This is a genomic window from Kordiimonas sp. SCSIO 12610, from assembly GCF_024398015.1.
Taxonomy (GTDB): domain Bacteria; phylum Pseudomonadota; class Alphaproteobacteria; order Sphingomonadales; family Kordiimonadaceae; genus CANLMI01.
On sequence record NZ_CP073747.1, the window covers coordinates 1220433 to 1246166 of the forward strand.

The 25734-nt window shown below is 46.5% G+C and carries 21 protein-coding genes; 7 read left to right on the forward strand and 14 right to left on the reverse strand.

Annotated features, from left to right (window positions below):
* Positions 1 to 74: 74 nt before the first annotated feature.
* Positions 75 to 1547 carry a hypothetical protein gene (locus KFF44_RS05520; RefSeq protein WP_255938009.1) on the reverse strand — a complete coding sequence of 491 codons (1473 nt, stop codon included), beginning with the start codon at positions 1545 to 1547 and terminating at the stop codon, positions 75 to 77.
* Between the two features lie 395 nt (positions 1548 to 1942).
* Between KFF44_RS05520 and KFF44_RS05525 the strand changes: the two genes are divergently transcribed.
* Positions 1943 to 2995 (forward strand): aminoglycoside phosphotransferase family protein, encoded by a 1053-nt coding sequence (locus KFF44_RS05525; RefSeq protein WP_255938010.1) that lies wholly within the window; start codon positions 1943 to 1945, stop codon positions 2993 to 2995.
* A 10-nt stretch (positions 2996 to 3005) separates the two neighbouring features.
* Here the strand turns inward: KFF44_RS05525 and KFF44_RS05530 are convergent, their stop codons facing one another.
* Complete coding sequence (locus tag KFF44_RS05530; RefSeq protein ID WP_255938011.1) at positions 3006 to 4151, reverse strand: glycosyltransferase family 4 protein; 1146 nt, start codon at positions 4149 to 4151, stop codon at positions 3006 to 3008.
* A gap of 208 nt (positions 4152 to 4359) precedes the next feature.
* Here KFF44_RS05530 and KFF44_RS05535 point away from each other — a divergent pair, with 208 nt between their 5' ends.
* The 3 genes from KFF44_RS05535 (at position 4360) to KFF44_RS05545 (ending at position 6875) form a co-directional block, all read left to right on the forward strand.
* Positions 4360 to 4683, forward strand: coding sequence for a PepSY domain-containing protein (locus KFF44_RS05535; RefSeq protein WP_255938013.1), 324 nt, complete (start codon positions 4360 to 4362; stop codon positions 4681 to 4683).
* A gap of 65 nt (positions 4684 to 4748) precedes the next feature.
* Positions 4749 to 5411, forward strand: coding sequence for a response regulator transcription factor (locus tag KFF44_RS05540; protein WP_255938015.1), 663 nt, complete (start codon positions 4749 to 4751; stop codon positions 5409 to 5411).
* 81 nt (positions 5412 to 5492) lie between these two features.
* Positions 5493 to 6875, forward strand: a complete 1383-nt coding sequence (locus tag KFF44_RS05545; RefSeq protein WP_255938016.1) for a sensor histidine kinase — start codon at positions 5493 to 5495, stop codon at positions 6873 to 6875.
* Between the two features lie 8 nt (positions 6876 to 6883).
* Here KFF44_RS05545 and KFF44_RS05550 read toward each other — a convergent pair whose 3' ends face one another.
* A complete protein-coding gene (locus tag KFF44_RS05550; protein WP_255938018.1) occupies positions 6884 to 7285 on the reverse strand; it encodes a DUF423 domain-containing protein in 402 nt (133 codons plus the stop codon).
* Positions 7286 to 7417: 132 nt separating this feature from the next.
* Between KFF44_RS05550 and ggt the strand changes: the two genes are divergently transcribed.
* Both ggt and KFF44_RS05560 read left to right on the forward strand, forming a co-directional pair.
* Positions 7418 to 9307 carry a gamma-glutamyltransferase gene (gene ggt / locus KFF44_RS05555; RefSeq protein ID WP_255938019.1) on the forward strand — a complete coding sequence of 630 codons (1890 nt, stop codon included), beginning with the start codon at positions 7418 to 7420 and terminating at the stop codon, positions 9305 to 9307.
* Between the two features lie 20 nt (positions 9308 to 9327).
* Positions 9328 to 11034: a hypothetical protein gene (locus KFF44_RS05560; protein WP_255938020.1), complete on the forward strand. Its 1707-nt coding sequence runs from the start codon at positions 9328 to 9330 to the stop codon at positions 11032 to 11034.
* Positions 11035 to 11192: 158 nt separating this feature from the next.
* Here the strand turns inward: KFF44_RS05560 and KFF44_RS05565 are convergent, their stop codons facing one another.
* The 8 genes from KFF44_RS05565 to KFF44_RS05600 all read right to left on the reverse strand — a co-directional run bounded on the left by KFF44_RS05565 (position 11193) and on the right by KFF44_RS05600 (position 20648).
* Positions 11193 to 11630, reverse strand: a complete 438-nt coding sequence (locus KFF44_RS05565) for a universal stress protein (protein ID WP_255938021.1) — start codon at positions 11628 to 11630, stop codon at positions 11193 to 11195.
* A gap of 127 nt (positions 11631 to 11757) precedes the next feature.
* Positions 11758 to 12342, reverse strand: coding sequence for a DNA-3-methyladenine glycosylase I (locus KFF44_RS05570; RefSeq protein ID WP_255938023.1), 585 nt, complete (start codon positions 12340 to 12342; stop codon positions 11758 to 11760).
* A gap of 37 nt (positions 12343 to 12379) precedes the next feature.
* Positions 12380 to 13033 carry a hypothetical protein gene (locus KFF44_RS05575; protein ID WP_255938024.1) on the reverse strand — a complete coding sequence of 218 codons (654 nt, stop codon included), beginning with the start codon at positions 13031 to 13033 and terminating at the stop codon, positions 12380 to 12382.
* A gap of 64 nt (positions 13034 to 13097) precedes the next feature.
* Positions 13098 to 13580 (reverse strand): DUF123 domain-containing protein, encoded by a 483-nt coding sequence (locus KFF44_RS05580; RefSeq protein WP_255938025.1) that lies wholly within the window; start codon positions 13578 to 13580, stop codon positions 13098 to 13100.
* A gap of 3 nt (positions 13581 to 13583) precedes the next feature.
* Positions 13584 to 15194, reverse strand: a complete 1611-nt coding sequence (locus tag KFF44_RS05585) for a GMC family oxidoreductase (RefSeq protein ID WP_255938027.1) — start codon at positions 15192 to 15194, stop codon at positions 13584 to 13586.
* A 23-nt stretch (positions 15195 to 15217) separates the two neighbouring features.
* On the reverse strand, positions 15218 to 16579 hold the full coding sequence (locus KFF44_RS05590) for a cytochrome P450 (protein ID WP_255938031.1): 1362 nt from the start codon (positions 16577 to 16579) through the stop codon (positions 15218 to 15220).
* 96 nt (positions 16580 to 16675) lie between these two features.
* The gene (locus tag KFF44_RS05595; protein WP_255938034.1) at positions 16676 to 17029 is read right to left on the reverse strand and encodes an antibiotic biosynthesis monooxygenase; all 354 of its coding nucleotides are present in this window, start codon (positions 17027 to 17029) and stop codon (positions 16676 to 16678) included.
* A 31-nt stretch (positions 17030 to 17060) separates the two neighbouring features.
* Entirely contained in the window at positions 17061 to 20648 is a 3588-nt protein-coding gene (locus KFF44_RS05600; protein WP_255938035.1) for a hydantoinase B/oxoprolinase family protein, read from the reverse strand.
* A gap of 463 nt (positions 20649 to 21111) precedes the next feature.
* On the opposite strand from KFF44_RS05600, the gene KFF44_RS05605 reads away from it, so the two are divergent.
* A complete protein-coding gene (locus tag KFF44_RS05605) occupies positions 21112 to 22971 on the forward strand; it encodes a PAS domain-containing methyl-accepting chemotaxis protein (RefSeq protein WP_255938036.1) in 1860 nt (619 codons plus the stop codon).
* Positions 22972 to 23041: 70 nt separating this feature from the next.
* On the opposite strand, the gene KFF44_RS05610 is transcribed toward KFF44_RS05605, so the two are convergent.
* The 3 genes from KFF44_RS05610 to KFF44_RS05620 form a co-directional block, all read right to left on the reverse strand.
* Entirely contained in the window at positions 23042 to 23554 is a 513-nt protein-coding gene (locus tag KFF44_RS05610; protein WP_255938037.1) for a PAS domain-containing protein, read from the reverse strand.
* Positions 23555 to 23791: 237 nt separating this feature from the next.
* Positions 23792 to 24211 (reverse strand): DUF6515 family protein, encoded by a 420-nt coding sequence (locus KFF44_RS05615; protein ID WP_255938038.1) that lies wholly within the window; start codon positions 24209 to 24211, stop codon positions 23792 to 23794.
* A gap of 93 nt (positions 24212 to 24304) precedes the next feature.
* The gene (locus KFF44_RS05620; RefSeq protein WP_255938039.1) at positions 24305 to 25723 is read right to left on the reverse strand and encodes a methyl-accepting chemotaxis protein; all 1419 of its coding nucleotides are present in this window, start codon (positions 25721 to 25723) and stop codon (positions 24305 to 24307) included.
* Between the last annotated feature and the right edge of the window lie 11 nt (positions 25724 to 25734).

A 25734-nucleotide genomic window follows, 5' to 3' on the forward strand; every position in this document is an offset into this window, starting at 1 on the left:
TGGTAGCTAAAATAACAAAGGCCAGCCCGGATTTCGGGACTGGCCTTTTTCTATGGTGGACGCAAAACTTTAGATTACTCAGATTGCTTGATCGGATACCCGAGTGGTGTTCCCGATGGCCTTGGTTCAACGAGTAACCAGTAGAGAAGGTTATCAATAAACACCTTTGATTGCGTCAGGCCGATATGATCAAACGGCAGGATAACAACGCCGTCAAAATCAATGGGTGAACGAAGCCGCGGTGTCCAGATTTCGTCATTGCCGTCTGCGCGCTCGTCCATCAGGGCTGAGTAGCGTGGAACTGTCCCATCGCCTGGTGCTTTTTTAACCGTATCGAATTTCTTCTTCTGCGGGTCATATTCAAGAACGCGGTCGGTTGGGTCTGCGTCACCAAGCACCAAATTGAAAATAAGCCGTGATGGGGGTGCAACCGGAATATCAAGGGCTGCGTTAAAACGCTTGGCATTATCAAGGTGTGTTTTAAGGGTATGGTGAACGACGGCTTTTAATTCCTCAGGATCCTCAATTTCAGGGAAGAGGCGCTTGAAGGTTTTTTCCATCTTCGGGTTCATCAACCCCCACTCATGCTTTTCCCATGTTTCAATATCGTATAGGGAGCCAACTTCGCCGCCGTCTTTCATGACAACGGTATTGTGACGGTCACGCGGCAAAAGCTGATATAGGGATGCAAACGAACCAAGCACCGCCTGATTATAGAAAGGAAGGATCGGCCAGCCGTAATTTTTGCCTTCAACCAACTCATTCAGGGCTTGTGGTGCGCCCGCGTTTGGGGTGCCAACAAGGATAACACGTTCAACACCCAGACTTCCCGACCAATCGAGATTGGGTGCAGAACCGTCTTCGGGCAGGCCCTGATCGCCGTATCTCAACATATAGCGCGTGATCAACCCACCCATCGAATGGGCAACAATATCAACTTTAATATCTGCGTTTTCTATGCCGAATTTACGTTCATATTCCTTTGAAACGCGTTCCCGCACTTCTTGAACAAAATCATAAAGCTTGGCCGCATTATCAGCGTTTGAAAGGCGCCAGTCATAATCAAACTGATAGGCGGTATAATGATCATCGCCGTAGAGGTCTCCATTGGCTTCACCGATTTGCTGTTCTCGGAAGCCACCAGCCCCGAGCGCATCAATCAATTGGGCGTAGGCTGCGACCTTAAGCGGGATGCCAAGGAGTTGTAGTTTTACCTCCGTCAAGGCGCCGTCAGGGACAACATGGCTCCAGTTCGTAAGCGACCCATCCGGATATATATAAGGTGCTGTGATAAGCTTAAGACCCTCATCGGTCTGCGGATCAGCGGCGCCCGCGACAAATGCCCCCCAAACGGATTGATCGGTTCTTATGTCCTTGAGTTTTGAACCCAATATTCCCGGAATTACGATCACAGGGTTTCTGTAGGGGCTTTCTGCTGCGGCAATGCGGTTATAGGTAAGCGCAATATCAGGGTCCTTTGGACCGCTCGCGCAAGCGGCTAAAAAAGTCAGTAGAAAAAATGATACAATAGACTTATTTGTTTTCATTGCCCTGATCCCAGTTCATTGTGATGAACATAAAATATCTGTTTTCGTGTTAGCCATTTTTGAATTCTGACTATTGCAGATTACCATGTTGAATTACATCAAAAATTTGCCTGCACGGAGGGGCATCCGTGCAGGCTATTCTGATGATCCATACACATGCTGTTAGGGGAGGGGCAGGGAGTGTATGGGTATTATCATCAGTATTCTGTCTTCTTACAAAACAGATATGGGGTGTTGTTTCTGTTGTTCAAGAGTATTTTGCTATCAAACAAATGTGATCACAGTCTTGCTTTGTTTGTGCCGTGGAATGATCATACTTGTTCCCTCATTATGATTACCGTATGACAGAATAATTAGGCCTTATTGGCCGTGATTTTAGAGGCCCAGAGATAGTTATGGAAGCAATGCTTGCAGAAGAAAGAATGATTGATCTTGAAAAATTTGTTTCAAGATCCGGGTGGGAGCGCGCGGAATTGTTTCCTATGAAGGGTGATGCATCGTTTCGCAGGTATACACGCCTGGTTATGGACAATGAGAAAGCCCTTTTGATGGACGCCCCAAAGCCACAGGAAAATATCGATGCCTATCTTGATATGACCGAGCATTTGAAATCGCTTGGGTGTCGTGTCCCAAAAATTTATGCTGAAGACCGTGATCTTGGGTTCGCAATCATTGAGGATTTTGGCGACGATACATTCAAGCGCCTGTTAACTGACACAAACTATGATGAAACTGCCCTTTATTTAAAGGCTATCGACGTTTTAAAGCATATTCATGCGACGAAGGCGGCAACCAATATCAAATTACCGCTATATGATAGAGAGCTTCTTCTACGTGAGGTTATGTTGTTTGTTGAATGGTTCGTCCCGAAGGTAAGTGGAAGCACTTTGTCCGGCGAGGATAATGAACGTTACCGTGCAGTATGGCTGGATGTTCTTGATCATGTTGCAGATGATAATAGTGTTTTGGTGCTGCGTGATTATTTTGTTGATAATTTGATGCTGGTTGAGGGCGAAGGTTCGCTAGACGAATGTGCATTGCTCGATTATCAGGATGCGGTATTGGGGTCACCTGCCTATGACCTGGTTTCTTTGATTGAAGATGCGAGGCGCGATATATCGCCAGATGTGCGGCGTGCTGTACTCGCACACTATTTTGACGGTAATCAGAATATCGACCGGTTGAAAATGTTGGAAGCGATCAGTATTTTGGGCGCGCAGCGACATGCAAAAGTTTTGGGTATTTTCACAAGGTTAAGCGAACGCGATCAGAAGCATGGGTATCTTATGCATTTACCGCGCGTACAAAAGCTTTTCGCGCGTTCTTTGGCTTCTCCAAAATTGGCAGCAGTTCGGGAAGTTGTGTTTGATTTGGTGCCAAATTTAGGTGAGATCGTCATCGCCCCACCAGAAGCTGATATGAATGCCCTGAAGCCCCCAGTTGCTTAATACCAGTTGCTTAATGTGGTTTGCTTATTGCCGCGGCAAAGCAATTTTCATAAGCGGCCAACATAGTATCAAAACTGAAGGTTTCTTGTGCTTTATTTCTATTCTTCGCGCCAATTTCTTTCCCAATGTCCGGGTTATCATACAGTAACTTTAAGTTCCGCGCGATTGCAGTTGCTGCATGCCCGGTGATGAGGCTTGAATTTTCGCTAGAAACCATGGAAGGGACATCCCCAACCTTTGTGGAAACAATGGGCAAGCCTGATGCCATTGCTTCTATCACCGAAATCGGCATTTGTTCCGTTTTTGAGGTAAGCGCATATAAATCGAAAGCTGCGAGAATGCGTTCAGGCCTATCGAGCATGCCTGTAAACACCACGTGGTTTTCAATATTCAGATCATGAGTGATTTGCTTTAACCGATCACGCTCATTTCCATTTCCGACGATAACCAGTTTTGCGGTTCTTTCGGTATCGGACGGTATGTTTTGTCTAAATATACTGAAGGCTTCGATCAATTTAGACAGGTTTTTTTCGGGGCGGAGGGCAGCGACGGTCCCGACAATGAAGTCTTGCTTGCTAAGGCCATACTGTTGCATGCATTCTGCGTCCGGAGCGGCTTGGAAACGGTCAGTATGGATACCATTCGGAATATATTTAGTTTTACTGGGCGTAATGAACCAAGACTTATCAGCAGTTTCATAAAGTGTTTTTGAGGGTACTATAACCGTGTTGCACTTCCTGTAGGCCTGTCTTCTGGTTCGTATTCGGCGTGATAGTTCCGTTTGTTGTTCTTCAACCCCAAAGCCATCTTGAATATGGATCATGGGGCAAACAGGCATTGCCATGTTGGCGAGGTTCCATTCTACGCTGCCCCAATTGTAAGTAACCAGTAAATCCGGTTGAATGGCTTTCAAATGTTTTCGAGCCTGAAATCCGGCCTTGATCATATTCGATTTTGGAAATTCAAGGTCAGTGAGGGCAAACACGTTCTGACGCGTCGAATTTATTAGCTCTATTGCCTCATAATTTTTATCGAGCGCTAATATTGAATGCCTGAATTCACTAAAACCACCATTTAAAAGCGCGGCGGTTCTTCGCTGGGCACCACCGATTTCGAAGGAGGGAAAAACATGCAGAATATGAGGGTCGTGTTGCATTGAATTTATTCGTTTTTCCTTGATGGCCCTGTCAATTACGACCCGTTAATAAAATCGCTGTAATTCATTACGCGAATATCATATGTTACATCAAACAATGAACACAGAGATGTGACAAGGCAAAACTAATTGTTCATCAAGCGTTCACTGAAAAATCATTAAGTGTGAAGCTATGTATAAGACAAGTTCAATATATAAAGTTCCTTCTGTGATTACCTTATTGGCCATGGTTATATTGTCGTCTGCGGTAAGTGCAAACAATGATGTAAACGGAATAGCTTTGGCCTATGACAGCCACGCATTTGATGATGATCATGATGATGCATTGAAGGCAATAAAACGCGGTGAAATTCTGTCGTATGACCGAATTAAATCTGTTGCGGAGCGCGAACTTGGAGGAAAAATGGTTGGCGAACGTCTTCGCCGTACGAACCAGGGTTGGGTTTATGAAGTGCGGGTAAGACGAAACGACGGCAAGGTTGTTTTTGCCATTATTAATGCAGGCAGTGGTAAGGTCATTTCCAAAAGGTAACCCGGTTTTGTGGGTGGAAATGATATCATTTGAACCAGATTTGAAGATTTAGAAAGTTATAAGACATGCGAGTCTTAATTGTTGAAGATGATGAAACATTGGCAAAGCAAATGATGCAGAGCCTCTCTGACGTTGGGTATGCCGTAGATCATGCTGCGGACGGAGAGGAAGGCCATTTTCTAGGTGAAACCGAACCTTATGACGCTGTGCTGCTTGACTTGGGCCTGCCGATTATGGACGGCGCAAGCATATTGAAGCGCTGGCGCCGGGAGGGCAAAACCATGCCGGTGTTGATCCTGACAGCGCGCGATAGCTGGACAGATAAGGTCGAAGGCCTCGATGCTGGCGCAGATGATTATCTAACAAAGCCTTTCATTATGGAAGAATTACTGGCACGCTTGCGGGCATTGATCCGCCGCTCTGCTGGGCAAACAAGCCCGGAGTTTACGTGTGGCCCTGTTTTGCTTGATAGCCGTAACGGCCGTGTAAGTGTGGACGGTAACCCAATCAAATTAACGGCTCAGGAATTTAAGTTGTTATCATATCTTATGCATCATGAAGGTAAGGTGATTTCCAGAACTGAGTTGACTGAACATATTTATGATCAGGATTTTGACCGGGATTCGAACACAATTGAGGTGTTTGTTAACAGGATCAGAAAAAAACTTGGTGTTTCAATCATTCATACGATCCGTGGCTTGGGATATCGACTTGAATGGAATGAATAAGCCTGCACTATAATTTGGCTGATGATATTGGCGAAGCAGAGCACCAAAGGGTAATAGGGTAGAGTTCTTGCGAGGTCATAGTTGATAAGAAATTTAATACATTTCTTAAGAACGGTAACGGGGCGATTGTTGCTGGTTGCGGTGATGGGGTCTGCTGTGGCTCTGTCCGTTGGCGGCATCACTTTGTCTCGCGCCTTTTCGGACTATCTATTATCTGACGTTGATGCACGTTTGGTGCGGCAATTGGATCTTTTGATTGGGGCCAGCCAGCTAAACCGCGACGGCACGCTCGAATTTGTTCGCCCGATTGTCGATGAGCAATTTACCAAGCCATATTCCGGGCTTTACTGGCAGATATCTTCTGTAAGTAAACGCCCAAAGCGTTCCCGCTCGCTTTGGGATTTTGAGCTGTCTCCCGATATGTCCAGCCAGGTGTTTGTCCCTGTTTACGCTGAAATTATCGGCCCGAATGATCAGCAGTTACGGACAATAGAAGTTGATATTATTCTGCCTGAGGATACGGAAAGTAATATTTACCGGTACACCGTTGCGATTAATATGGCAGACCTTAAGGTTGCTTCTGTCCGGTTTAATCAGCTTTTGCTGGTGGCGCTTGGTGCGATCATGCTTTTTGTGGTTGCGACCTATATTTTCCAGATCGCGTACGGGCTTTTACCGCTTCGCCGCCTCAGTAAGGCCCTTAGCGATGTAACGGCTGGCGATAAACTTTATCTGGAAGGCGAATGGCCGGAAGACCTGGACCCTATCGCAGAAGAAGTAAACACATTGATCGATAAGAACCAAAAGCTGGTTGATCGGGCACGTACCCATGTGGGTAATCTGGCGCATGCGCTTAAAACACCGCTGAGTGTTATTCAAAACGAAGTTGCGGGGGATACATCCGAACAGGCGAAGGTGATCATTAATAATACCCGCATTATCCGCGATCATGTGGATCATCATCTCAAGCGTGCGCGGATCGCTGGCGCTATGGGTGGCCCTGGCGTTGATATCAAAGAACGGATTGAAAAACTGATCCGTGCTATTTCAACCATGTATGAAAGCAAGCTTCTTGATTTCTCTTTTGAATGTGCGGACGGCCTAAGGTTTGACGGCGAACGCGAAGACTTTGATGAAGTGATGGGGAATATCATCGAAAATGCGGGCAAGTGGGCGCACTCATGTGTGAAGGTTACTGTCACACCTGTTCAAACTGCGCGCCGTAACCGTAAAACGATTGAAATCAAAATCGAAGACGACGGCCCGGGCGTTCCGAAAGAGAAAATGCAAAGCATTTTCGAACGTGGTAAACGGCTTGATGAACAGGTGCCGGGCACTGGGCTTGGCTTATCTATTGTGCGTGATATTGCGGAAATGTATGAAGGGCATGCCTCCCTCGATACATCAAACATGGGCGGCCTCGCCGTTATCCTCCGCCTTCCTTACAAAGAAATGATCGGATAAGCAGGAAACTATTGTCTGCGTCCTGCCTGAATACCCGCAAACACAAGGCAAAACCATCCGACCATAAGGAATAGTCCGCCAATTGGTGTGATCCAGTGAAAGGGACCAAGGCTGCCTTCACCCATGAAAACTCGCCAATAGAGACTGCATGAAAACCCGAGAATACCAGCTTGATAAAAAATTGCGGCCCATTTCGCGGATGCTTGATCACTTACTTTGAGAAACAGTGCTGCACCAAGCATTGCAAGGGCATGAAACATATGGAAATTTGTTGCTGTGTCGAAAAAACTTTGACTTGCGTCGCTAATATCAGCGGGAAGGGCATGGGCGCCAACCGCGCTTAAGGCAGTGGCGATAAGGCCATTAAACGCCGATAGTGCGATCAAATAGTCAGCAACTGGCTTTTGCACGTTAACTTACTCCAAAATGGTGTTCACAAAAATGTTAGGGTGTAGCTTTTTACCCCTAACAGCTTGATCCTGTTATCACCCTAAGGTTAGGTTGTTTTCAAGATATTTTGTCAGATATGAAGGGGTAGGGGTATGAAGAACATAATTACAAATATCAAACATTCTGTTTCGGTGGCGGTGCTGTTGGTCGCGGTTACGGCCTGTGGTGACGTGAATAATACAGGTGAAACGTCATCAGATAATTCAACGCTTCAGGATGCTGGATCAGTTGATCAAAGCCGCTTGTCTGAAATTAAGGCGCAACTGCGTGAAGACAATCGAGGCGATAGGGTCACAGGCAACCTTTGGGCAACCCGAAGTGCTGTGCACGGTGTGAACGGCATGGCGGCTACGTCGCACCCGCTCGCAAGCCAGATCGCGATCGATGTTTTAAAAGGCGGCGGTAATGCCGTGGATGCTGCTATTGCGGCGAATGCGGCCCTCGGCTTGATGGAGCCAACAGGTAACGGCATTGGCGGCGATTTGTTTGCAATCGTTTGGGACCCCAAAACTGAAAAACTATACGGGCTTAATGCGTCTGGTAGGTCAGCAGCAGGTCGTGATCTTGATCAGATGAAAGCAGCAATCAAGGCGAAGGTTGAAAATGGTCAGGTAACAAATGGCGAAGAAATCCCGAGTTGGGGATCGCTTCCGATTTCTGTGCCGGGTGCGGTTGATGGCTGGTTTATGCTTCATGAACGTTTTGGTGCCCAATCCATGGCTGACAACCTTGCCCCAACGATCAGATACGCCCGTGAAGGGCACCCTGTTGGTCAAACCATCGCCTTCTATATGGAAGGGTACCGCGCGCGTTATGAACGCCACGCTAAAACGGGTTTAATCGAAGAATTGGATAATTATCGCAGTACCTATTTAATCGATGGGAAAGCGCCCGTTGAAGGCCAGCTTTTCAAAAATCCTGATCTTGCTAACACGTTAGAGAAAATTGCAAAGGGTGGCCGTGATGTTTTCTATAAGGGCGAAATTGCAGATACAATCGACGCCTATTTTAAACGTATTGGCGGCGACCTGCGGAAAACCGACTTTGAAAATCATAAAGGGAACTGGATCGAGCCAGTTTCTGTGAATTACCGTGGGTATGATGTTTGGGAATTACCGCCAAACGGGCAGGGCATTGCGGCCCTTCAGATGCTGAATATTCTTGAGGGATATGACATCGCCTCAATGGGATCAAATTCTGCGGATTATCTTCATGTATCCACCGAAGCCAAAAAGCTGGCGTTTGAGGACCGAGCACGTTTTTACGCGGACCCTGATTATCAAACGATCGATCTGGATTATATTCTGTCTGATGAATATGCGGACAAGCGCCGTGAGCTGATCAGCATGGAAACGGCGATGGAACAGGTCGAACACGGTGATCCGAAATTGATCGAAGGGGACACCATTTATATGACGGTTGCCGATAAGGACGGCATGATGGTTTCGCTCATTCAGTCAAATTACCGGGGAATGGGGTCTGGTCTTGTTGCTGATGGCCTTGGATTTATTTTTCAGGATCGCGGTGCCCAATATTCACTGACCGAAGGGCATCCAAACGTTTATGCACCGAACAAGCGCCCGTTCCACACCATTATACCAGCCTTTATGACAAAAGACGGCGAACCCATTATGAGTTTTGGCCTGATGGGCGGCGCTATGCAGCCACAGGGGCACACGCAGATCGTTGTGAACCTTGTTGATTTTGGTATGACCGTTCAGGATGCGGGTGATGTAGCGCGCTATCACCATAAGGGGTCTACCGCTGTTACGTGGCAGGGACGCATGCAGGACGGCGGAACTCTGGAACTTGAAAGCGGCGTAAGGGGTGATGTGGTGGAAGAGCTTATGCGCCGCGGCCATAAGATTGAGATTACATCAGGACCGTTTGGGGGATATCAGGCGATTTGGCGCGACCCAAAAACAGGCGTTTATTGGGGCGCTTCTGAAATGCGTAAGGACGGCATGGCCATCGGTTATTAGAATATTTTACTGGGGGGAATATGAAAATTGTAACTGAATATGGAAAGGTCAACCACGGCCTTTCCAAATCCTTGTTAGTAATAGCATTAGTTTATCTAGCCATAACCGTTCTTGTACCGTTTTTTGGTCCATTCGTACCGATAGCTATTCACAGTATTATCTGTGTCCTATTGCTTTTACTACGGTTTTATTTCGTAAAATCACCGTATTCAGAGTCCCGAATTAATTCGTTGTCCTTGATCATAATTGATGCAATTGGGCTTTGGATAATATCGGTTATAACCATCATTGTAACTGGTGAAATGGTTCTCAGGTTTCATTCAGATAATTGGCTGTTTCTTTGCTTTCTTCCTATCCTCTTTGTAACGTGGTGGTCCGCAACCCAAAAAGAAAAATATACAGATGCTATTACTGCCAAGAATGAGGAGGAGCAGGCTTGCTGGGAGGATGAGTATAGCGAAGGTGACTATTTATCTGAGGTTTCTAAACAAAACATAGCGGCCGAGTTCAAAGGAGCATTTACAACTGCAAAATACACTTTCTTGTATGTGTTTTTGCTTATGGCGATCATCGTCATTTCATTCAGATACTATTATTACATCCGCGCAGCGATCATTGATATGGATGTTTGGTCGATCACGAAATTCTTCTTCTTTGTCTTTGATGTTAAAAGTGAAGTCACTATTCGTCTTATCGTGACACCAATCATTTTGGCGACGATTTACTTTCTTTGGCAAATTTGTCGTACCGTTAGAAGTTGGTGGATTGTTCGAAGCGAAATTGATGTAAATCGTGAACTATCATCGATTGAAGTTAAGTTTATTGATGAGTGTTATTGTAAGATTGAAGAGTATCTCTCAAACAAGAAGTATCCAAGTTATACAAACTGGTTATTTATACCATGGGTGATAATATACGCTTTGTTGGCAGGAAGCGTTATTTACTTAGGATTCTATGAGGGTAGTTTTGGCCGTGCATTTTTTAGAGGCATGCGCACTGTAGAATATACTTGGTCAATATATTTGGATGATGTAGGTGTGTTTGAATTATTTTCCGTTTTTGCGGGCATATTCATTTCGACATCAATTTGCTGGATCTTTGCGAGGAAATATAACGATATACATGAAAAAAGCATCCTTGATACAATCACGAATAATGGCACTGAGGAAGAATGGCTGATTGCGATTGGAAATCGAATTGCGTTGGATGTAAGACGAAAAAGATTGAATATCGGTATGGAATTTTCGCCGAGCGGTTATATCCAATCTCAGTCCAGCAGGTACCGAAAGTTTTTTGATACGATTTCGGTGATTTGTGTTTTAGTTTCGCTGGTGTTTTGGGCAATGGACCGCAGGAGCTATAGTTTATTCACTCCTGACTTTTATCGGACTGTATCCTATTGGACAGGTGAAGTTTACGAAGGTAAATATACTGATATTGTAGAAGCTCGGGTCGAATGCCGAATTGGCAAAAAGAATAAATTTACAATTGAATACAGCTTGTTTGACCTGAACGGTAAAGAATTTTCAGTTATTAATTACTCCACACCTAGAGAAATGAAATCAGGGTTGAAAAACACCTTGCCCAATCTCATAAAATTAGATCAGTTGTTAGCCCAGATGCAAATTCCCAAAGCCGTATATTTTTCAGACAAAACAGAATGCGCCAAAAAAATGCGAGGATCTGTAGCCGGGTCTTATTACAGATTTTTTGAAGTCAAAGAGTAAGTCTGCAGGGATGGAAAAATTACCATCCCCGCAGTTATCAAATAAAAAGGTGTTGGTACCACGTAGTGCCCAAGGGGAGATCGAACACCATGTACAAGGATCGTTTTAACAAGCGATATCTTCAGGGAAGAGACTCGAATATCGCTTAACGAACGTTGCTAAGGCACCAACACAATCGGTATGCCCACTGTGTGAGCCAGGCTGTTGGATACGCTTCCAAGCACAAGGTCACTGATGCGCGAGCGACCACGGCGGCCAGCGAAGAACATATCCGCCTTATCTTTCTTGATCTGTTCACGAATAACTTCGACAGGGTGACCCCAATAATATTCACCAACAATCGGTACACCGCTATCATTAAAGCGAGCGATTACAGGAGCGAGGATATCATCCTTGGCTTCGCGTTCCTGTTCTTTGCGCATTTCGGGAATATAGTCGTATTCCATCGCATTCACGAACTGAAATCCTGAATAGGATATTACGGTCATAAATTTTACAGATGCGCCAGTCTGTTTCGCAAGCTTAACAGCCCATTCTGCGGCACGGTCACTCCACTCACTACCGTCAAGGGCGACCATATAAATCGGTTTTTTCATCGCTTAATCTCCCTACTGTCTTGATAGGAGATTTATAAAACAACTCGTTTCTTATTTTTTTGACTCTTGTCAAAAAGTTGAATGACAAAGTGTCACAGGTTGCATTTTGATCAAGAGAAGGAGAAACCTATTTCGGATGCAGCCAGCATTCTGCGACATGGTCATTTACCATGCCAGTGGCTTGCATAAAGGCATAGATGATCGTTGATCCGACAAAGGTCATACCCCGTTTTTTCAGGTCTTTCGAAAGGGCATCGCTGATCTCGGTGTTAACGGGCACTTCTTCAAAGCTTTGCCATTTATTGATGATGGGGTTGCCGTCCACGAAGGCCCACAGATATTTGCTGAAGCTTCCAAATTCTTCCTGAATTTTTATGAAAGCAATGGCATTTTTACGCGTGCCATAGATTTTCAACTTGTTTCTGATAATCGCCGGATTTTCACGCAGGGCTTCAAGCTCATTATCGCTCATTTCGGCAACACGCTGAACATCAAAGCCATGAAAAGCAGCGCGGTATCCTTCCCGTTTTCTAAGCACAGTTTCCCAGCTCAGGCCTGCCTGCGCGCCCTCTAAGATTAGCATCTCAAAAAGCTGTTGGTCATCATAAACGGGTATGGCCCATTCCCTGTCGTGATAATCGGCGTAAAATTCCTGTCCCGGTTTGTTGCCGAAACATCGTTTTTTACCATCAGAACCAGTTGATAGGGGCATGCATACTTCCGTATAGAAACAAGGGTACTCTTATGGGCTATTTTTTACTGCGTTCATAATAGTGATTAAGTTCTATGATTTCCATATTCTTTGCTTCAGAGCGCTTATAAATAACATGAATAAGATCACTTTTCGTGTAAAATAGCGGTGTTGTTGCCCATAGCCAATTATACTTTAGTTTCCAGTCGTTAGCTCCTTTTTTAGCAGAGCCTGACCATGTCAATTGTTTCCAGCCTTCCTTTGCAGGGACTGTCCGCCCGACAGCTGCGGTTGAGCCCGCGCGGCCAAATTTTCTGGTTAATTCTCTTCTGGTTCTAAACCCATCTACACCGCTGGTAATGATGGTACACTTAGTACCTGATGGCTTCGAGGGTTTATTGGAAACAAAATTGGATATAGTCAAAACAATCAACTCGCCAGCATATCGGTTCTGAAGGGCATAGGCCCGTGTATCCGATGATAAATTGAGGGCTGATTTTTCTCCGACACTTAAAGTATGCCAATTTTTGCTATCAATGGGTTCTAATGGCCTTTGGTTTTTTGCACTGGCGTCAAAGCAATATTTGCTAAAAATATAGGTGGGGCTTGGTAGCGATGATATCTCTATCTCTTCACCTTGCGCGGATGCAGCAACGGTGCATAGTGATACGACTAGAAATTTGGTTATGATTAATCGCAAAATATCTTGCATCTTTCCCTCAAATTTAAACACAAATTACTAAATAAAAAGAGAAAAATACAATCAATTAAGTGTGTTAGGTGCCGTAATTTCCTTGCTGCATCAAATGGCTGTTGCAAACCTTACAATCACTGCTGCCAAATCCTTTGATTGGAAACGATAGGCTTTTGTCTGTGGATAGGATGCTGATTAAATCACATTCATTGCCGTTCGGTACCGCCAGTGCGGAAATCGAGTGTGCTTTTGTTGTTAAATGGTCGATATGCCAATGAACTTTCTTCGTTGCTGCTAAGTGGCGTTTGAGGCGTGATTTTATCCCGCCGCTGCCATAGGCATTCCCGACATAATAATAAACGCCAGCTGGCAATTCATTGGTTTTCAGACTTTGAATATCAAGATTTATCGGCTGTTTAACCTCAATCACTAGAATATAAGCGCCTTTTTCTGTGCCGAGGGTGTCAAGCGTATCCAAGGTAACAAAGGTGCTTTCGATACCTTGGGTTTTGAATATATCCTTGGTGAGCGCGTGAAAATTAAACGACGTATCAGTGCTTCTCATATTCTAGTAGGCGGCCTTGATCATATCAGCGCATTTCTCAGCCACCATAATCGTTGGTGCATTCGTGTTTCCACCGATCAGGCGTGGCATTACGCTCGCATCTGCAACACGCAGGCCCTTAACGCCAATAACCTTGAGTTCAGGGTCTAGAACACTATTTTGATTATCGGTTGGCCCCATAGAGCAGGTGCCGACAGGGTGATAAATCGTTTCTGACGCCTCGCGGATACGGGCATGGAGCGCTTCGTCATCGTCGATATCCATATCATTCCAAGGCGACTTCTCATGCGAAATATAGGCCTGAAGCGCAGGGGCTGCAAACATTCGCCGAGCAACCTTCACCCCTTCTGAAAGGACACGAATATCCTCTGGGCTTTCCAGGTAATTGGGGTCAATTTTCGCGGACTCAAGTGGATCACTGCTATGAAGCGAAATAGTGCCGCGGCTGTGGGGGCGAAGCTGACAAATATGAATGCCCATCCCGTGTTCATGACTGTCTTCAAACCCGTGCGGTGCGTCTGCCATACCGAGCAGGATATGGAATTGAATATCAGGTCGCTCTAACGCCGGGTCCGTTTTGATAAACGCCCCTGTGGGCAATACCACATCAGAAAGGATACCCGGTTTTTTCAGGAACCATTTTGCCATTTCCATCAGACCGCGATGGGGGGCTTGGTACCGCAATAATGATATTGGGTCCTTCAGGTGTGCTGATACCAGAACATCCAGATGGTCCTGCATGTTTTTCCCAACACCTTTCAGGCTATGCACCATATCAATACCAACACTGGTGATATCATCAGGGTCGCCAATTCCCGATAGCTGCAAAAGCTGCGGGCTGTTGATCGCACCGCCAGAGAGGATAATTTCGTTATTCACATTCAGGGTTTTGATCTGGCCTTTTTGTTCCACCTCAAGGCCTGTAACTGTCTTGCCGTCAAACAGTACCTTCCTCGCCATGGTTTCGGCGAGAACCGTCAGGTTCGGGCGATTAAGGGCTTCGGACAAATAGGTGAAGGCGGTTGATTGGCGCCGTCCGTCACGAATGGTTTGGTCATACCACCCCACGCCTTCTTGGGTTTCTCCGTTGAAATCGTAGGTGAACGGCAGGCCAATTTCATCGCCTGCTTTTAAAAAGGCATCGTTTAATTCATGCGTTGATGTGCGCTCGGTCACCTTCAAAGGGCCGCTGGCGCCGTGATATTCACTGTCGCCCCGGGTGTTGCCTTCCGATTTTTTGAAATAGGGCAGCACGTCGTCATAGGACCAGCCTGTGCATCCAAGCTGCGCCCATTCGTCGTAATCACGTGCGTGGCCCCGAATATAGATCATGCCGTTGATCGAACTTGATCCGCCCATCACCTTACCGCGCGGCCAATAAAGTTTGCGGTTATTAAGGTTCTTTTGGGGTTCGGTCCAATAATTCCAGTTCATCGGGTTTGGGGGAACGATTTTTGAAATCAGGCCCGGCATATCAACCTTTAGCCCGCCTTTTTTCTTACCCGCTTCAATCAGCGCAACCTTATAGTCACTTCGTTCGCTTAATCTTGCCGCGAGCGCACAACCCGCTGATCCGCCGCCAACAACGATAAAATCAAAAGTATCCATACTCATTCACAGTACCCTTATTTTATGGATTAGCTATCAAGCTTACGCAGCTTAACAGGAAGGCCGTCTATCGGTTTGATAATCGGCATGAGCTGAAATTTGCTGGTATAGCCAACGGGCATTTCAATCGCATAATGCGGTAGAAGGTGCGCAAGGATTACCTTGGTTTGCATGTAGGCGAAATGAAGGCCAAGGCACATATGCGCGCCGCCGCCGAACGGTATCCAGGCATAGCGATGGCGGCCCTTGCTGTTTTCGGGGCTAAAGCGCATGGGATCGAAATCTTCCGGGCTATCCCAATGATCGCTGCTGCGGTGGGTATAGACCGTGCTGATGCCGATTGTTGTCCCCTTCGGGATGATATGACCTTTTACCTCTACGTCGCGTACAGTTTCCCGCGCGATCGAGGGAACAGGCGGGTTCATCCGTAAGGCCTCTTTGAACGCATACTCAAGGATCGTGAGGTCATTCATTTTATCATAGGGCAGGCGATCATCATTCAGGTTCAGGTTTTTGATCTCATCCCTGATTTTATCCTGCCAGTCGGTATGGCGGCCAATCTCATAAACCAGCGTTGTCATGGAACTGGTGATGGTATCATGGGCGGCCATCCACAGGAATATCATATGGTCGATGATTTCCTGATCGGTGAACCTATTGCCTTCATCGTCTTCTGCGATACAAAGCTGCGTGAAAATATCATCGCCGTCTGATTTACGGCGCTCCTCGATCTGACTACCGAGAAATTCAATCATATATTTGCGGCCTTTGACGCCTTTATACATCAAACTACCGGGGATCGGAACGCGGACAAGGCCAACACTGGCGGCAACCATGTCCGAGAGCGCGGTATTAATTCTCTCACGCTCAGGGTGGTCCGCGCCGAGGCCTAGGAAAACACTCGATGCCATATCAAGCGTGAGTTGCTTGATCGCTGGGTAGAAGGCAAAACTACCTTTCTCACCCCACGCCTTTATGCGTTCGGGCATTTCATCGTTCAGGCGCTCCATATAGCCGCGCATAGGGCCGGTTTTAAAGGCAGCCGCCATTATATGACGATGGGCTTTATGATGATCGAAATCCATCAACATAAGGCCATTGGGGAACAACCGTGCAAGCCACGGGGCCCAGCCTTTCTCGCTCGAGAAATTCTTGCCCTTATCCATCAGAACAAGTTCGTTATATTCCGGGCCCATCATTTGAACAATGTCGCGGAAAAAGCTGTTGGTGCGATAGAGCGTGCCATATTTGGCAATCATGGATTTTGAAAATTTGCTAGAATTTTTTAAAATCGACAGTGTATGCCCAAAAAATGGCAGGCCGGATTCACCGGGTAAATTGCTAAGGTTTGCACTCGCTTTCAGCTGTGGTGGTTCGATTGTATCAGCCATCGCTCACTCTCCCATAAGTTCCCATATGAATATCAACATAAGTAAACTCTTTAGTCCAGTAAATAGATGGCCTCTTCACTGATAAATGAAAGATATTTATGTATTTTCAAAGGCATAATGGCGATCAACGCGGGCGATACGTGTGATGTAGGCGCGGTACCATTTATTCCTGCCTGCTTTCTGGGCGGTCATGTGGTCTGCCTGTTGTTTCCATTTTTTGATCGAGGCTTCGTTTTCCCAGTAACTGACGGTAATGCCCGTACCGTCACGGTCATGGGCACTTTCATAGCCGATATACCCGCTTTGCTCGGCGGCAAGGCGAACCATATCTTCTGCTGTTTGGCTATATCCATCAAGGGGGCCGTCATTTTGAATACTTGTAAAAATAACGGCCATATAGGGCGGCTCTGGGGCATGCGATAATCGTTTGTCAGATGGTGAAATCGTCATGCCTGTTTCCTTGTTCATACTTGCTTATAGTTTAGTTTTTGGTGCCATACCCACCGCCGCCCGGTGTTTTAATAAGCACGCAGTCACCAGCCTTTAAAACAGCATGGTCAGCGTACTTAAGATCGTCGATTTTGCCGTCTGTTCGAAGAACGCTGGTTTCGCCGGTTTTCCCGTCATTGCCCCCCGAAAGGCCGGGTGGTGCATAATCGCGGTGGTTAGAAAGAATGGTCATTTCCATCGCTTCCTTAAAGCGAACTTTTCGAACAACGCCGTTGCCGCCCGCGTATGCGCCTTTGCCGCCGCTGTTTTCGCGGACGCTGAAGTCTTCGAGGATAACAGGATAGCGCCATTCAAGAACCTCAACATCCGTGAGGCGGCTATTGGTCATATGGGATTGGATTGCGTCTGTGCCCGTAAAGCCGTTGCCTGCACCTGTGCCGCCTGCGATGGTTTCATAATACTGGTAGGTATCATTGCCGAAGGTGAAATTATTCATGGTGCCCTGTGACGCCGCAAGGGCTTTTGTCGCAATAAAGAGGGCGTTCGTAATGGCTTGGCTGGTTTCCACATTGCCTGCAACAACGGCGGCTGGTGGCGTGGGGTTTAACATACACCCTTCTGGCACGATAAGGTTAATCGGTTTCAGGCAGCCTGCGTTCAAGGGAATATCGTCGCCTGTCAAGACCCTGAAGACATAAAGGGTCGCGGCCTTCGTGACGGCAAGCGGTGCGTTATAATTATTATTTTGAATAGTGCTTGCGCCTGTGAAATCGACCGTTGCTGTGCGTGCCTTTTTGTCGACGGTGATTTTTACCTTGATTACCGCGCCGCAGTCCATCGGGTATTCGCATACACCGTCTTGCAATTTATCAATCACGCGCCTTACGGCTTCCTCAGCGTTATTTTGCACATGCCCCATGTAGGAACTTACAACGTCTGCACCGAAATCATCCACAAGGTGTTTAACCTGTGATACGCCGCGTTCGTTCGCTGCAATCTGTGCCTTCAGGTCAGCAATATTTTGCGTAACATTGCGCGTAGGATACGGGCCGGACTTGAGTGCGGTTTTAAGAGCATCCTCTTGGAATATACCCTCTTTCACCAATTCAAAATTGGTAAAACGAATACCTTCTTCTTCAATGCGGGTTGAATTTGAAGGCATGGACCCCGGTGTTGTACCGCCGATATCCGCGTGATGGCCCCGTGATGCCACATAATAGGCGGGGGTAGGGGCATCAAGAAATACGGGCGTTATAACCGTTATATCTGGTAGGTGCGTACCACCAGCATACGGATCATTTAGCATGTAAACGTCGCCCGGTTTGATCGAGTTTCTGTTTTCTTCAACAACGGCAGCAACGCTGTCTCCCATGCTGCCAAGGTGAACAGGCATATGGGGTGCGTTTGCAATCAGGTTTCCGTCTGCGTCAAACACAGCGCAGGAGAAATCAAGCCTTTCCTTCACATTCACCGAATGGGCGGTCTTGGCTAAGATGCCACCCATTTCTTCTGCGACTGACATGAAAAGATTATTGAAGACCTCAAGCATAATTGGATCAGCAGCATCCGCAGAAATATCTTGGCGTGACCGCGCTTCGTAGCGCGCGAGCTGAAGGGTATCCTTCTTGTCAACAACTGCATGCCAACCGGGTTCAACAATCGTCGTACCACCGTTTTCAGTGATAACCGCTGGTCCCTTAATGAAATGATTTGGTTTTAACGTATGGCGGTTATAAACCGCTGCACTAACATTTTCGCCGTTCATGAAGGTGCTTAGGTGCTGGCTTGCTTCTGTTTCATGGCCGTCTGCTGTTAGGCCCAAGGCATTTTGTGCACTGCCCCCGATGGTTTCCACTTCCATCGCTTCTGCGATTATGGTTTGGCCGCTTTCAATAAAGCCAAATTGCTTTTTATGCTGGGCCTCAAACGAGGTGATCATATCTGACAATTCACCAAACGGAATCGTAAGCGTTGTATCTGTGCCTTTGTATTTTGCGCGGATCGAGCGGTGAAGGGTCTGCCCGCTCAAGGGAACTCCTTGGGCTTCCAGGCCATTTGCAGCGTCATTTGATACCAATGCGCTCACGTCCGTTAGCGTATCCATAGCATCCAATGGGCATTCAAGCGCTTGTTCGCGAATGACGCGTTGGTCTGCAAGACCCATACCAAGGGCCGATAGGACGCCAGAAAATGGTGGTACAATAACTTTCGTCATACCAAGGGCATCAGCCACAAGGCATGCATGCTGACCACCAGCCCCGCCAAAGGTTAGGAGGGCATATTTCTTAATATCATGACCACGCTCAACGGATACACGTTTGATCGCGCGCGCCATATGTTCGATCGCAACAGACAGGAAACCCTCAGCAATTTCTTCAAGGCCAAGGGTGTTGCCCGTTTCATGCTGGATAGCCTGCTGTAGTTTTTCAAAACCTGCTTTTGTTGCTTCAAAATTCAGTTTTTCAGTGCCGGATTTTCCAAAAACGGCCGGAAAAAGGTCAGGATTGAGTTTGCCGAGCATGACATTACAATCCGTAACGGTTATTGGCCCACCGCGCCCATATGCTGCTGGGCCGGGGAATGCGCCCGCGGACGCAGGTCCAACCCGGAAGCGACCATCATGAAAATCACAAATGGAACCGCCCCCTGCGGCAACCGTGTGGATATCCATCATGGGAACTGTCATGCGCACCCCTGCAACCACAGTATCGGTAACGCGCTCATAGGTGCCGCCATAGTGGCTAACATCTGTGGAGGTTCCGCCCATATCAAAACCGATCAGCTTAAAGGTATCAGCGCGCTCGCCGGTTTTGGCAGCACCCACGATACCACCTGCGGGGCCAGAGAGTACGGCGTCCTTGCCTTCAAATGTATCCGCGTGTGCAAGGCCACCATTTGATTGCATGAAATACAAGGGCGTATCGCCAACATTTTCCTTAATCTGGTTAACATAGCGCCTAAGGATCGGTGAAAGGTATGCGTCCGCAACCGTTGTATCACCGCGTGGTACCAGCTTCATGAGGGGGCTAACTTTATGGCTGACGGATATTTGGGTAAAGCCGATCTCGCGAGCTAGCTCTGCCGCGCGTTCCTCGTGGTCTGTATGGCGGTAACCATGCACAAAGGCAATTGCCACGCTTTTGATGCCGGATGCGAAGGCGGACTTTAGGCTTTGACGGCATGCGCCCTCATCGAACGGGGTAATGATATCGCCGTCCATACCGACGCGTTCTGAAACCTCTTCAACGCGCGAATATAAAGGGGTTGGCCTTGTGGGTTTGAAGGCAAAAAGGTCATCACGGTGCTGTTGGGCAATTAGAAGTGCATCCTTGAACCCCTTTGTGACCAAAAGCAGCGTTGGTTCACCATTTCGCTCCAGAAGGGCATTGGTCGCGACAGTTGTTCCCATTTTGATGGCTTCAACCTGTTCGGAAGGAAAGGGTGAGTTATCATCGACCTGCATGATCTCGCGCATGGCGAAAACGGCAGCATCTTTGTAGCGCTCAGGATTTTCCGAGAGATATTTATAGCTTATCAACCGGCCGGATGGATGGCGTGCTATTACATCTGTGAAGGTTCCACCCCGATCAATCCAGAACTGCCATTTTTTATCCGTCATTTCTCATCCCGTTATCCTGATAGAAGTTGCTATGACCTTTGCAACATAAAATCGTCGGTATATTTCGATTTTGGCATTGTGCATTTACCAATGACTTTTATCGTGTTTGCAGGAAATTAATAGGAAAATTTATCTTTTTACGAGACTGTGATTGGCTGAAACACTCAGAATGATAGCGTTCTATATTCAATATGATGTTATCTAGGACAGTCCCTGAAATCGTTGTAATTTAATTTCATAAAGCCAGCGGTGTTTTGTTGCTTATTATTAGCTGTTCTTCGATAGAAATTCGCGCATTAAGATAGTAAAGTGACAAAAATTCACTCCATTCGTTTATTTATTTACTCAAATTTAAGTTTTTTTGAATGATGGTTTCCCATTGAATAGTGAAGTTACAAGCTCACGCGTATCTGTGCGTTTGATGATTTGGCAACTGAAAGCACGAAAGTCTTGGGGAAGATCAATGCTAAATAAATTTAAGAAAACTGGTGTTAGTGACGAGCGGGCGAAATTAAATGCCCTTGAAAAATCGCAAGCTGTGATTGAATTCAATGTAGATGGCATTATCCAGCATGCCAATGATAATTTCCTGAACGCGATGGGATACCGATTGAGTGAGATCGTGGGCCAGCATCACCGTATTTTTGTTGATGCTGATTATGGTAAGTCAACTGAATATAGCGATTTTTGGGCGAGTTTACGAAGCGGCGATCACAAAGTAGCAGAATTTAAACGTATTCATAAAAACGGTAAAGAAATCTGGATACAAGCAAGTTACAACCCCGTGCTTGACGGGAATGGTCGAGTGACCAAAATCATCAAATTTGCAACCGATATCACAAAAGAAAAGCTTATTGCCGCAGAGCATTCTGGGCAGATCAATGCCATTAATATGGCGCAGGCGGTTATCCATTTTACCTGCGAAGGGATCATAACGGATGCTAATGATAATTTTCTGAATGCTATGGGGTATGATTTGGATGAGATCAAGGGCCAGCACCATTCCATGTTTGTTGAGCCGGAGTATGCTCTAAGTGCTGAATATACCACTTTTTGGGAACGGTTGAATGCAGGGCAGTTTTATGTGGATGAATTCAAACGTATTGGAAAAAACAACAAAGAGGTCTGGATACAGGCATCCTACATTCCGATTACAGACGATAATGGGGCGGTCCTTAAAATTGTTAAATTTGCCACTGATGTGACCAAAAGAAAGCTGGAGCGCGCTGAGTTTGAAGGGCAGATCAACGCGATCAATAAGGCACAGGCCGTTATTCACTTCAATCTTGATGGTACAATCATCAAGGCCAATAGTAATTTCCTAAAGGCGATGGGATATAGTGCGGCAGAAATCAAAGGCAAGCATCATAGAATGTTTGTTGAAGATAACTATGCCAATAGCCAGGAATATTCTGATTTCTGGGATGAACTTGCCGCCGGGCATATGAAAGAGGATGAATTTAAACGGCTTGGTAAAGACCGTAAGGAAGTTTGGATCCATGCAACCTATAATCCTATTTATGATATGAATGGCAAGCCATTTAAGGTTATCAAATACGCAAGCGATATCACCGAGCAGGTGCAGGAACGGGATTTCAAAACAGAAGTTCAGCAAAAAATTGATGACGAGCTTTCGCATATCCGTGCGTCGATGGTGAATGCTTCGGATCAATCAAATAGTGCTGCAGAAGCGTCCAAGCAAACAACCGACAGCGTGCAGGCTGTTACCGCGAGCGTTGAAGAGATGGATACAGTTATCACGTCAATTTCTGACAGCATGCTACAGTCAAGGCATGCAACGGACGCTGCGTTCAAAAGCTCTGAAAATGCGGATGAGGCAACCAAGCGCTTGGTAGAAGCAACCCGTTCGATGACGGGTATTGTAGAGCTTATTCAAAATATTGCAGGTCAGATTAATCTGTTGTCCTTAAATGCAACGATCGAATCTGCCCGTGCTGGTGAAGCCGGCAAAGGCTTTGCTGTGGTCGCGAATGAAGTTAAGAATTTGGCGTCAAAAGCCGCGGATGCAACCGATAGAATTTCAAGCGAAATACAAGGGGTACAATCTGTATCCAATGAAGTTGCGGAAAACCTGACGGTGATACAAAAGTCTCTGGACAGTGTCCGTGAAATTGTTGTCGATACGTCAAGTGCCGTTGAACAGCAGTCAATCGCAACGCGTACCATGGTTGACAATATGAAGAATGCCGCAGGGGCAGTGAATTCCATCAACTCCAATATCAGTGATATTGCTATGGCGACCCAGCAGGCGGATTTCGCGACCTCGCGTGTATCAGAAATGTCGAGTACCATCGTGCAATAGAGTGTATGAATTTGCTGCGAGTATAGTGTGTGATTAAAGGGCCAAATGGTCCTTTATCGCCGCAATGTTACTAGGCCAGTGATCTTGTTTCTGCATTCTGAAATATATAATTTTTCACGAGCAGAATTTTATCACAGGATTTATTATCGGACGATAAGGGAAGAAACAGTACTGTTAGGTGCTTATAATCCTGGCTTGGTCCAACATAGGGCATGGCTTTGTATACAGGCTTTTGGCTGTCGCGCACTTCTATTAACGCGTTCCACAGTTCGCTTTCTGGGCCTTTCCCTTTGATGGTGCTAAGGGCCTGTCCGGTATAATCTTGATCAGAATTCGCCCGAACTGCTGTTCCAAATAGCCTGTATTGGAAGTCTGTCGGGTTTTTGGATATGTCGAACACAACGACATTTTTCATATGCACACCAAACTCGGCGGGATGAAAATCTGATCGTTGTGGTAGATAACGGTCTTGTCTTTCACAGTGGCTGAACCAATTCGCAAGAAACACCTCCTGAGCCTTGGAAAGGCCAGGAAAGTCGCTTTCAAATTCGAAAGGTTCCAGTTTTTTGTGATAAACACCCATTACCGCGCTCTTCACTAAAAATATTTGCCCCAAAGCTGCTTGAACTCGTAACTGGATGTGCTTGGCGACGTTAATCTGAGCCTGCTATATTGTATGAATACAACCTAGCTATCAAATTCTTGTTTTTCCGTTGGGTATGCGGTTTGTCTATGAGCTAATACATGGAGGATAAAAAATGACGCCCATAATTGGGCGCCATCTGAGCGCGATCGATCAATATTATTCACTGTGTTTGGTTTACACGGGCCTTCTGACGACAATAAAGCGTTTTCCGGATCTTTTGTAATAGATACCGTTTGAGACAAAATATCTTTGATTTTTTATTCGCACGACACGCGGTTTGGCCGGAAGCGCATTCACAGTGATCCCAATTGGAGCAGATACTATTCGGAAGCGCCCTTGGAAGGGTTGATAGAAAATACCACCATGCGCAAAATATGATGCACCCTGAAACCGTATTTTAGTCGCCCCAACGGGTAATGTTGTGACGACCCTGACCTTGCCAACAACAGGGGCATTCTGCGTTGCGGGCTGGAATGGGGTGTTTGAGTGTGTGCTTGTGGGTGCACTTGTAGATGCGCTTGTGGATGCAAAGGCACCAAGGCTAAGGCTTAAAATGAATGTAGCGGTGATTGCATATAGTCGGTTTTGTTTCATGTCTAAACTCGCTTATTAATTATCATACTGTGATAATGATACGCACCTTCGACAGAAAACCCTTCGTTTGCACTAACAGGCGATGATGAGTGTTTATATCAATTGCTTAACGGCTTCCAGAAAATCACTCAGCTGTTTGGTAATCGCACTGATGTCATCACGAACCTGACGGCTGGCCCGGTCCACATCAATTGCGGATGCGTTTGTGTGTGTGATTGCTGTTGTTATGGTGTCTACTTCACTGGCGACTGAGGTTGTACCTTCGGCGGCGCTGTGGGCATCCGCTGCGATGCTTTCTGCTGTCTCTTTCTGCCGATCCAGTGCTGCCCTGTTCTGATTTGCGAGGTCGCTCACAACCGAAATGCCCTCGTGAATTTCGTCAACATTTTTTGTAACGGTTTGTGCGGCGTCAAAAATAGCCTCTACACGCGCACCGATCCGCTCCGTTTGCTCGGAGGTTGCTTTTGAAAGCTCCTGAACTTCGCGGGCAACAACCGCGAATGCCTGGCCGGCGGTCCCACCAGCCCGCGCGGCCTCGATGCTGGCATTCAGGGATAACATATGCGTTTGCTTCGCCAATTTTTCGATTTCAACACGAACCGAGCCAATATCGCTCGCGGTCTTCAAAAGGGTATCAATGCTGTTTTTTGCGTTAAGCGAACGACTTGACGCCTGTTCAACATTATCGGCTGTTTTTCGTGTGCTGTTATCCAATTCCTGAATGGCTGCATTCAAGTCTGTTGTTGCCTCCGCGACAGAGGAAACATCTGCTGATGTTTGCTTGGCAGTCGTTGAAATGGCAGTAACGCTAGAGCCCGCATTATCAGAAGACGCGCGCATTTCAGTTGCCATTTTTGCAAGGGAGCCAGTGGCGCTGTTAACCTCATTTATGATGCTGAGAACGTCAGTTTCAAAACGTTCGACCAAGCTGTCGATTGCTTTTGTACGCTGGTTTCGCTCAAAAACCCGTGCCATTTGGCTGGCGGCTGTTAGCATCAAACCCATAAGCATTTCGCTCGCTTCTGCTTCTTCCTCTGCAAAAAATTCTGCTACGGCAATCGTGTCTTTACCGATTTTGATCGGAACTGCAAATGCCCCGCGAACGCCGAGGTTTTTGGCTTGTTTATTTCGCGGGAAATTACTGTCTTCCATCACATTCTTAATGAAAAGCGGTTTACCGCTTTCAACCACGCGCCCGGGAAGGCCAAGCCCCACCTTAAAGCTCGCTTGCTCTGAAACCTCTACGAATGCTTCAAAAGAAGAACCGGGTTTTAAGTACCAATTTCTTGACGATAGCAACTGTTCGCTGAATTTATCCCAGATATAGGCGTGACCCACAGGCCACCCGCTGTATTCGCATACCGATTTCAGGAAAGCTTGTAACCCTTCGTCTATATCAGTGGTCAGGTTTGCCATATCGTTCAAGCCTTCTAGGAAGGCTGTGATTGATTTGCCAGTACCTGCTGATGTGTTGGATTGTTGATTAGGAGTTAAAGACCGTGGATCGGACATGGGTACGCTTT

Excerpts from the sequence above, each read along its gene's own strand:
- KFF44_RS05585 (WP_255938027.1), bottom strand. The coding sequence starts at position 15,194 with ATGAGTATGGATACTTTTGATTTTATCGTTGTTGGCGGCGGATCAGCG.
- KFF44_RS05605 (WP_255938036.1), top strand. The coding sequence starts at position 21,112 with ATGCTAAATAAATTTAAGAAAACTGGTGTTAGTGACGAGCGGGCGAAA.
- KFF44_RS05565 (WP_255938021.1), bottom strand. The coding sequence starts at position 11,630 with ATGAAAAAACCGATTTATATGGTCGCCCTTGACGGTAGTGAGTGGAGT.
- KFF44_RS05520 (WP_255938009.1), bottom strand. The coding sequence starts at position 1,547 with ATGAAAACAAATAAGTCTATTGTATCATTTTTTCTACTGACTTTTTTA.
- KFF44_RS05575 (WP_255938024.1), bottom strand. The coding sequence starts at position 13,033 with ATGCAAGATATTTTGCGATTAATCATAACCAAATTTCTAGTCGTATCA.
- KFF44_RS05595 (WP_255938034.1), bottom strand. The coding sequence starts at position 17,029 with ATGACGATTTCACCATCTGACAAACGATTATCGCATGCCCCAGAGCCG.
- KFF44_RS05615 (WP_255938038.1), bottom strand. The coding sequence starts at position 24,211 with ATGAAACAAAACCGACTATATGCAATCACCGCTACATTCATTTTAAGC.
- KFF44_RS05620 (WP_255938039.1), bottom strand. The coding sequence starts at position 25,723 with ATGTCCGATCCACGGTCTTTAACTCCTAATCAACAATCCAACACATCA.
- KFF44_RS05560 (WP_255938020.1), top strand. The coding sequence starts at position 9,328 with ATGAAAATTGTAACTGAATATGGAAAGGTCAACCACGGCCTTTCCAAA.
- KFF44_RS05600 (WP_255938035.1), bottom strand. The coding sequence starts at position 20,648 with ATGACGGATAAAAAATGGCAGTTCTGGATTGATCGGGGTGGAACCTTC.
- KFF44_RS05525 (WP_255938010.1), top strand. The coding sequence starts at position 1,943 with ATGGAAGCAATGCTTGCAGAAGAAAGAATGATTGATCTTGAAAAATTT.
- KFF44_RS05540 (WP_255938015.1), top strand. The coding sequence starts at position 4,749 with ATGCGAGTCTTAATTGTTGAAGATGATGAAACATTGGCAAAGCAAATG.
- KFF44_RS05580 (WP_255938025.1), bottom strand. The coding sequence starts at position 13,580 with ATGAGAAGCACTGATACGTCGTTTAATTTTCACGCGCTCACCAAGGAT.
- KFF44_RS05530 (WP_255938011.1), bottom strand. The coding sequence starts at position 4,151 with ATGCAACACGACCCTCATATTCTGCATGTTTTTCCCTCCTTCGAAATC.
- ggt (WP_255938019.1), top strand. The coding sequence starts at position 7,418 with ATGAAGAACATAATTACAAATATCAAACATTCTGTTTCGGTGGCGGTG.
- KFF44_RS05570 (WP_255938023.1), bottom strand. The coding sequence starts at position 12,342 with ATGCCCCTATCAACTGGTTCTGATGGTAAAAAACGATGTTTCGGCAAC.
- KFF44_RS05610 (WP_255938037.1), bottom strand. The coding sequence starts at position 23,554 with ATGGGTGTTTATCACAAAAAACTGGAACCTTTCGAATTTGAAAGCGAC.
- KFF44_RS05590 (WP_255938031.1), bottom strand. The coding sequence starts at position 16,579 with ATGGCTGATACAATCGAACCACCACAGCTGAAAGCGAGTGCAAACCTT.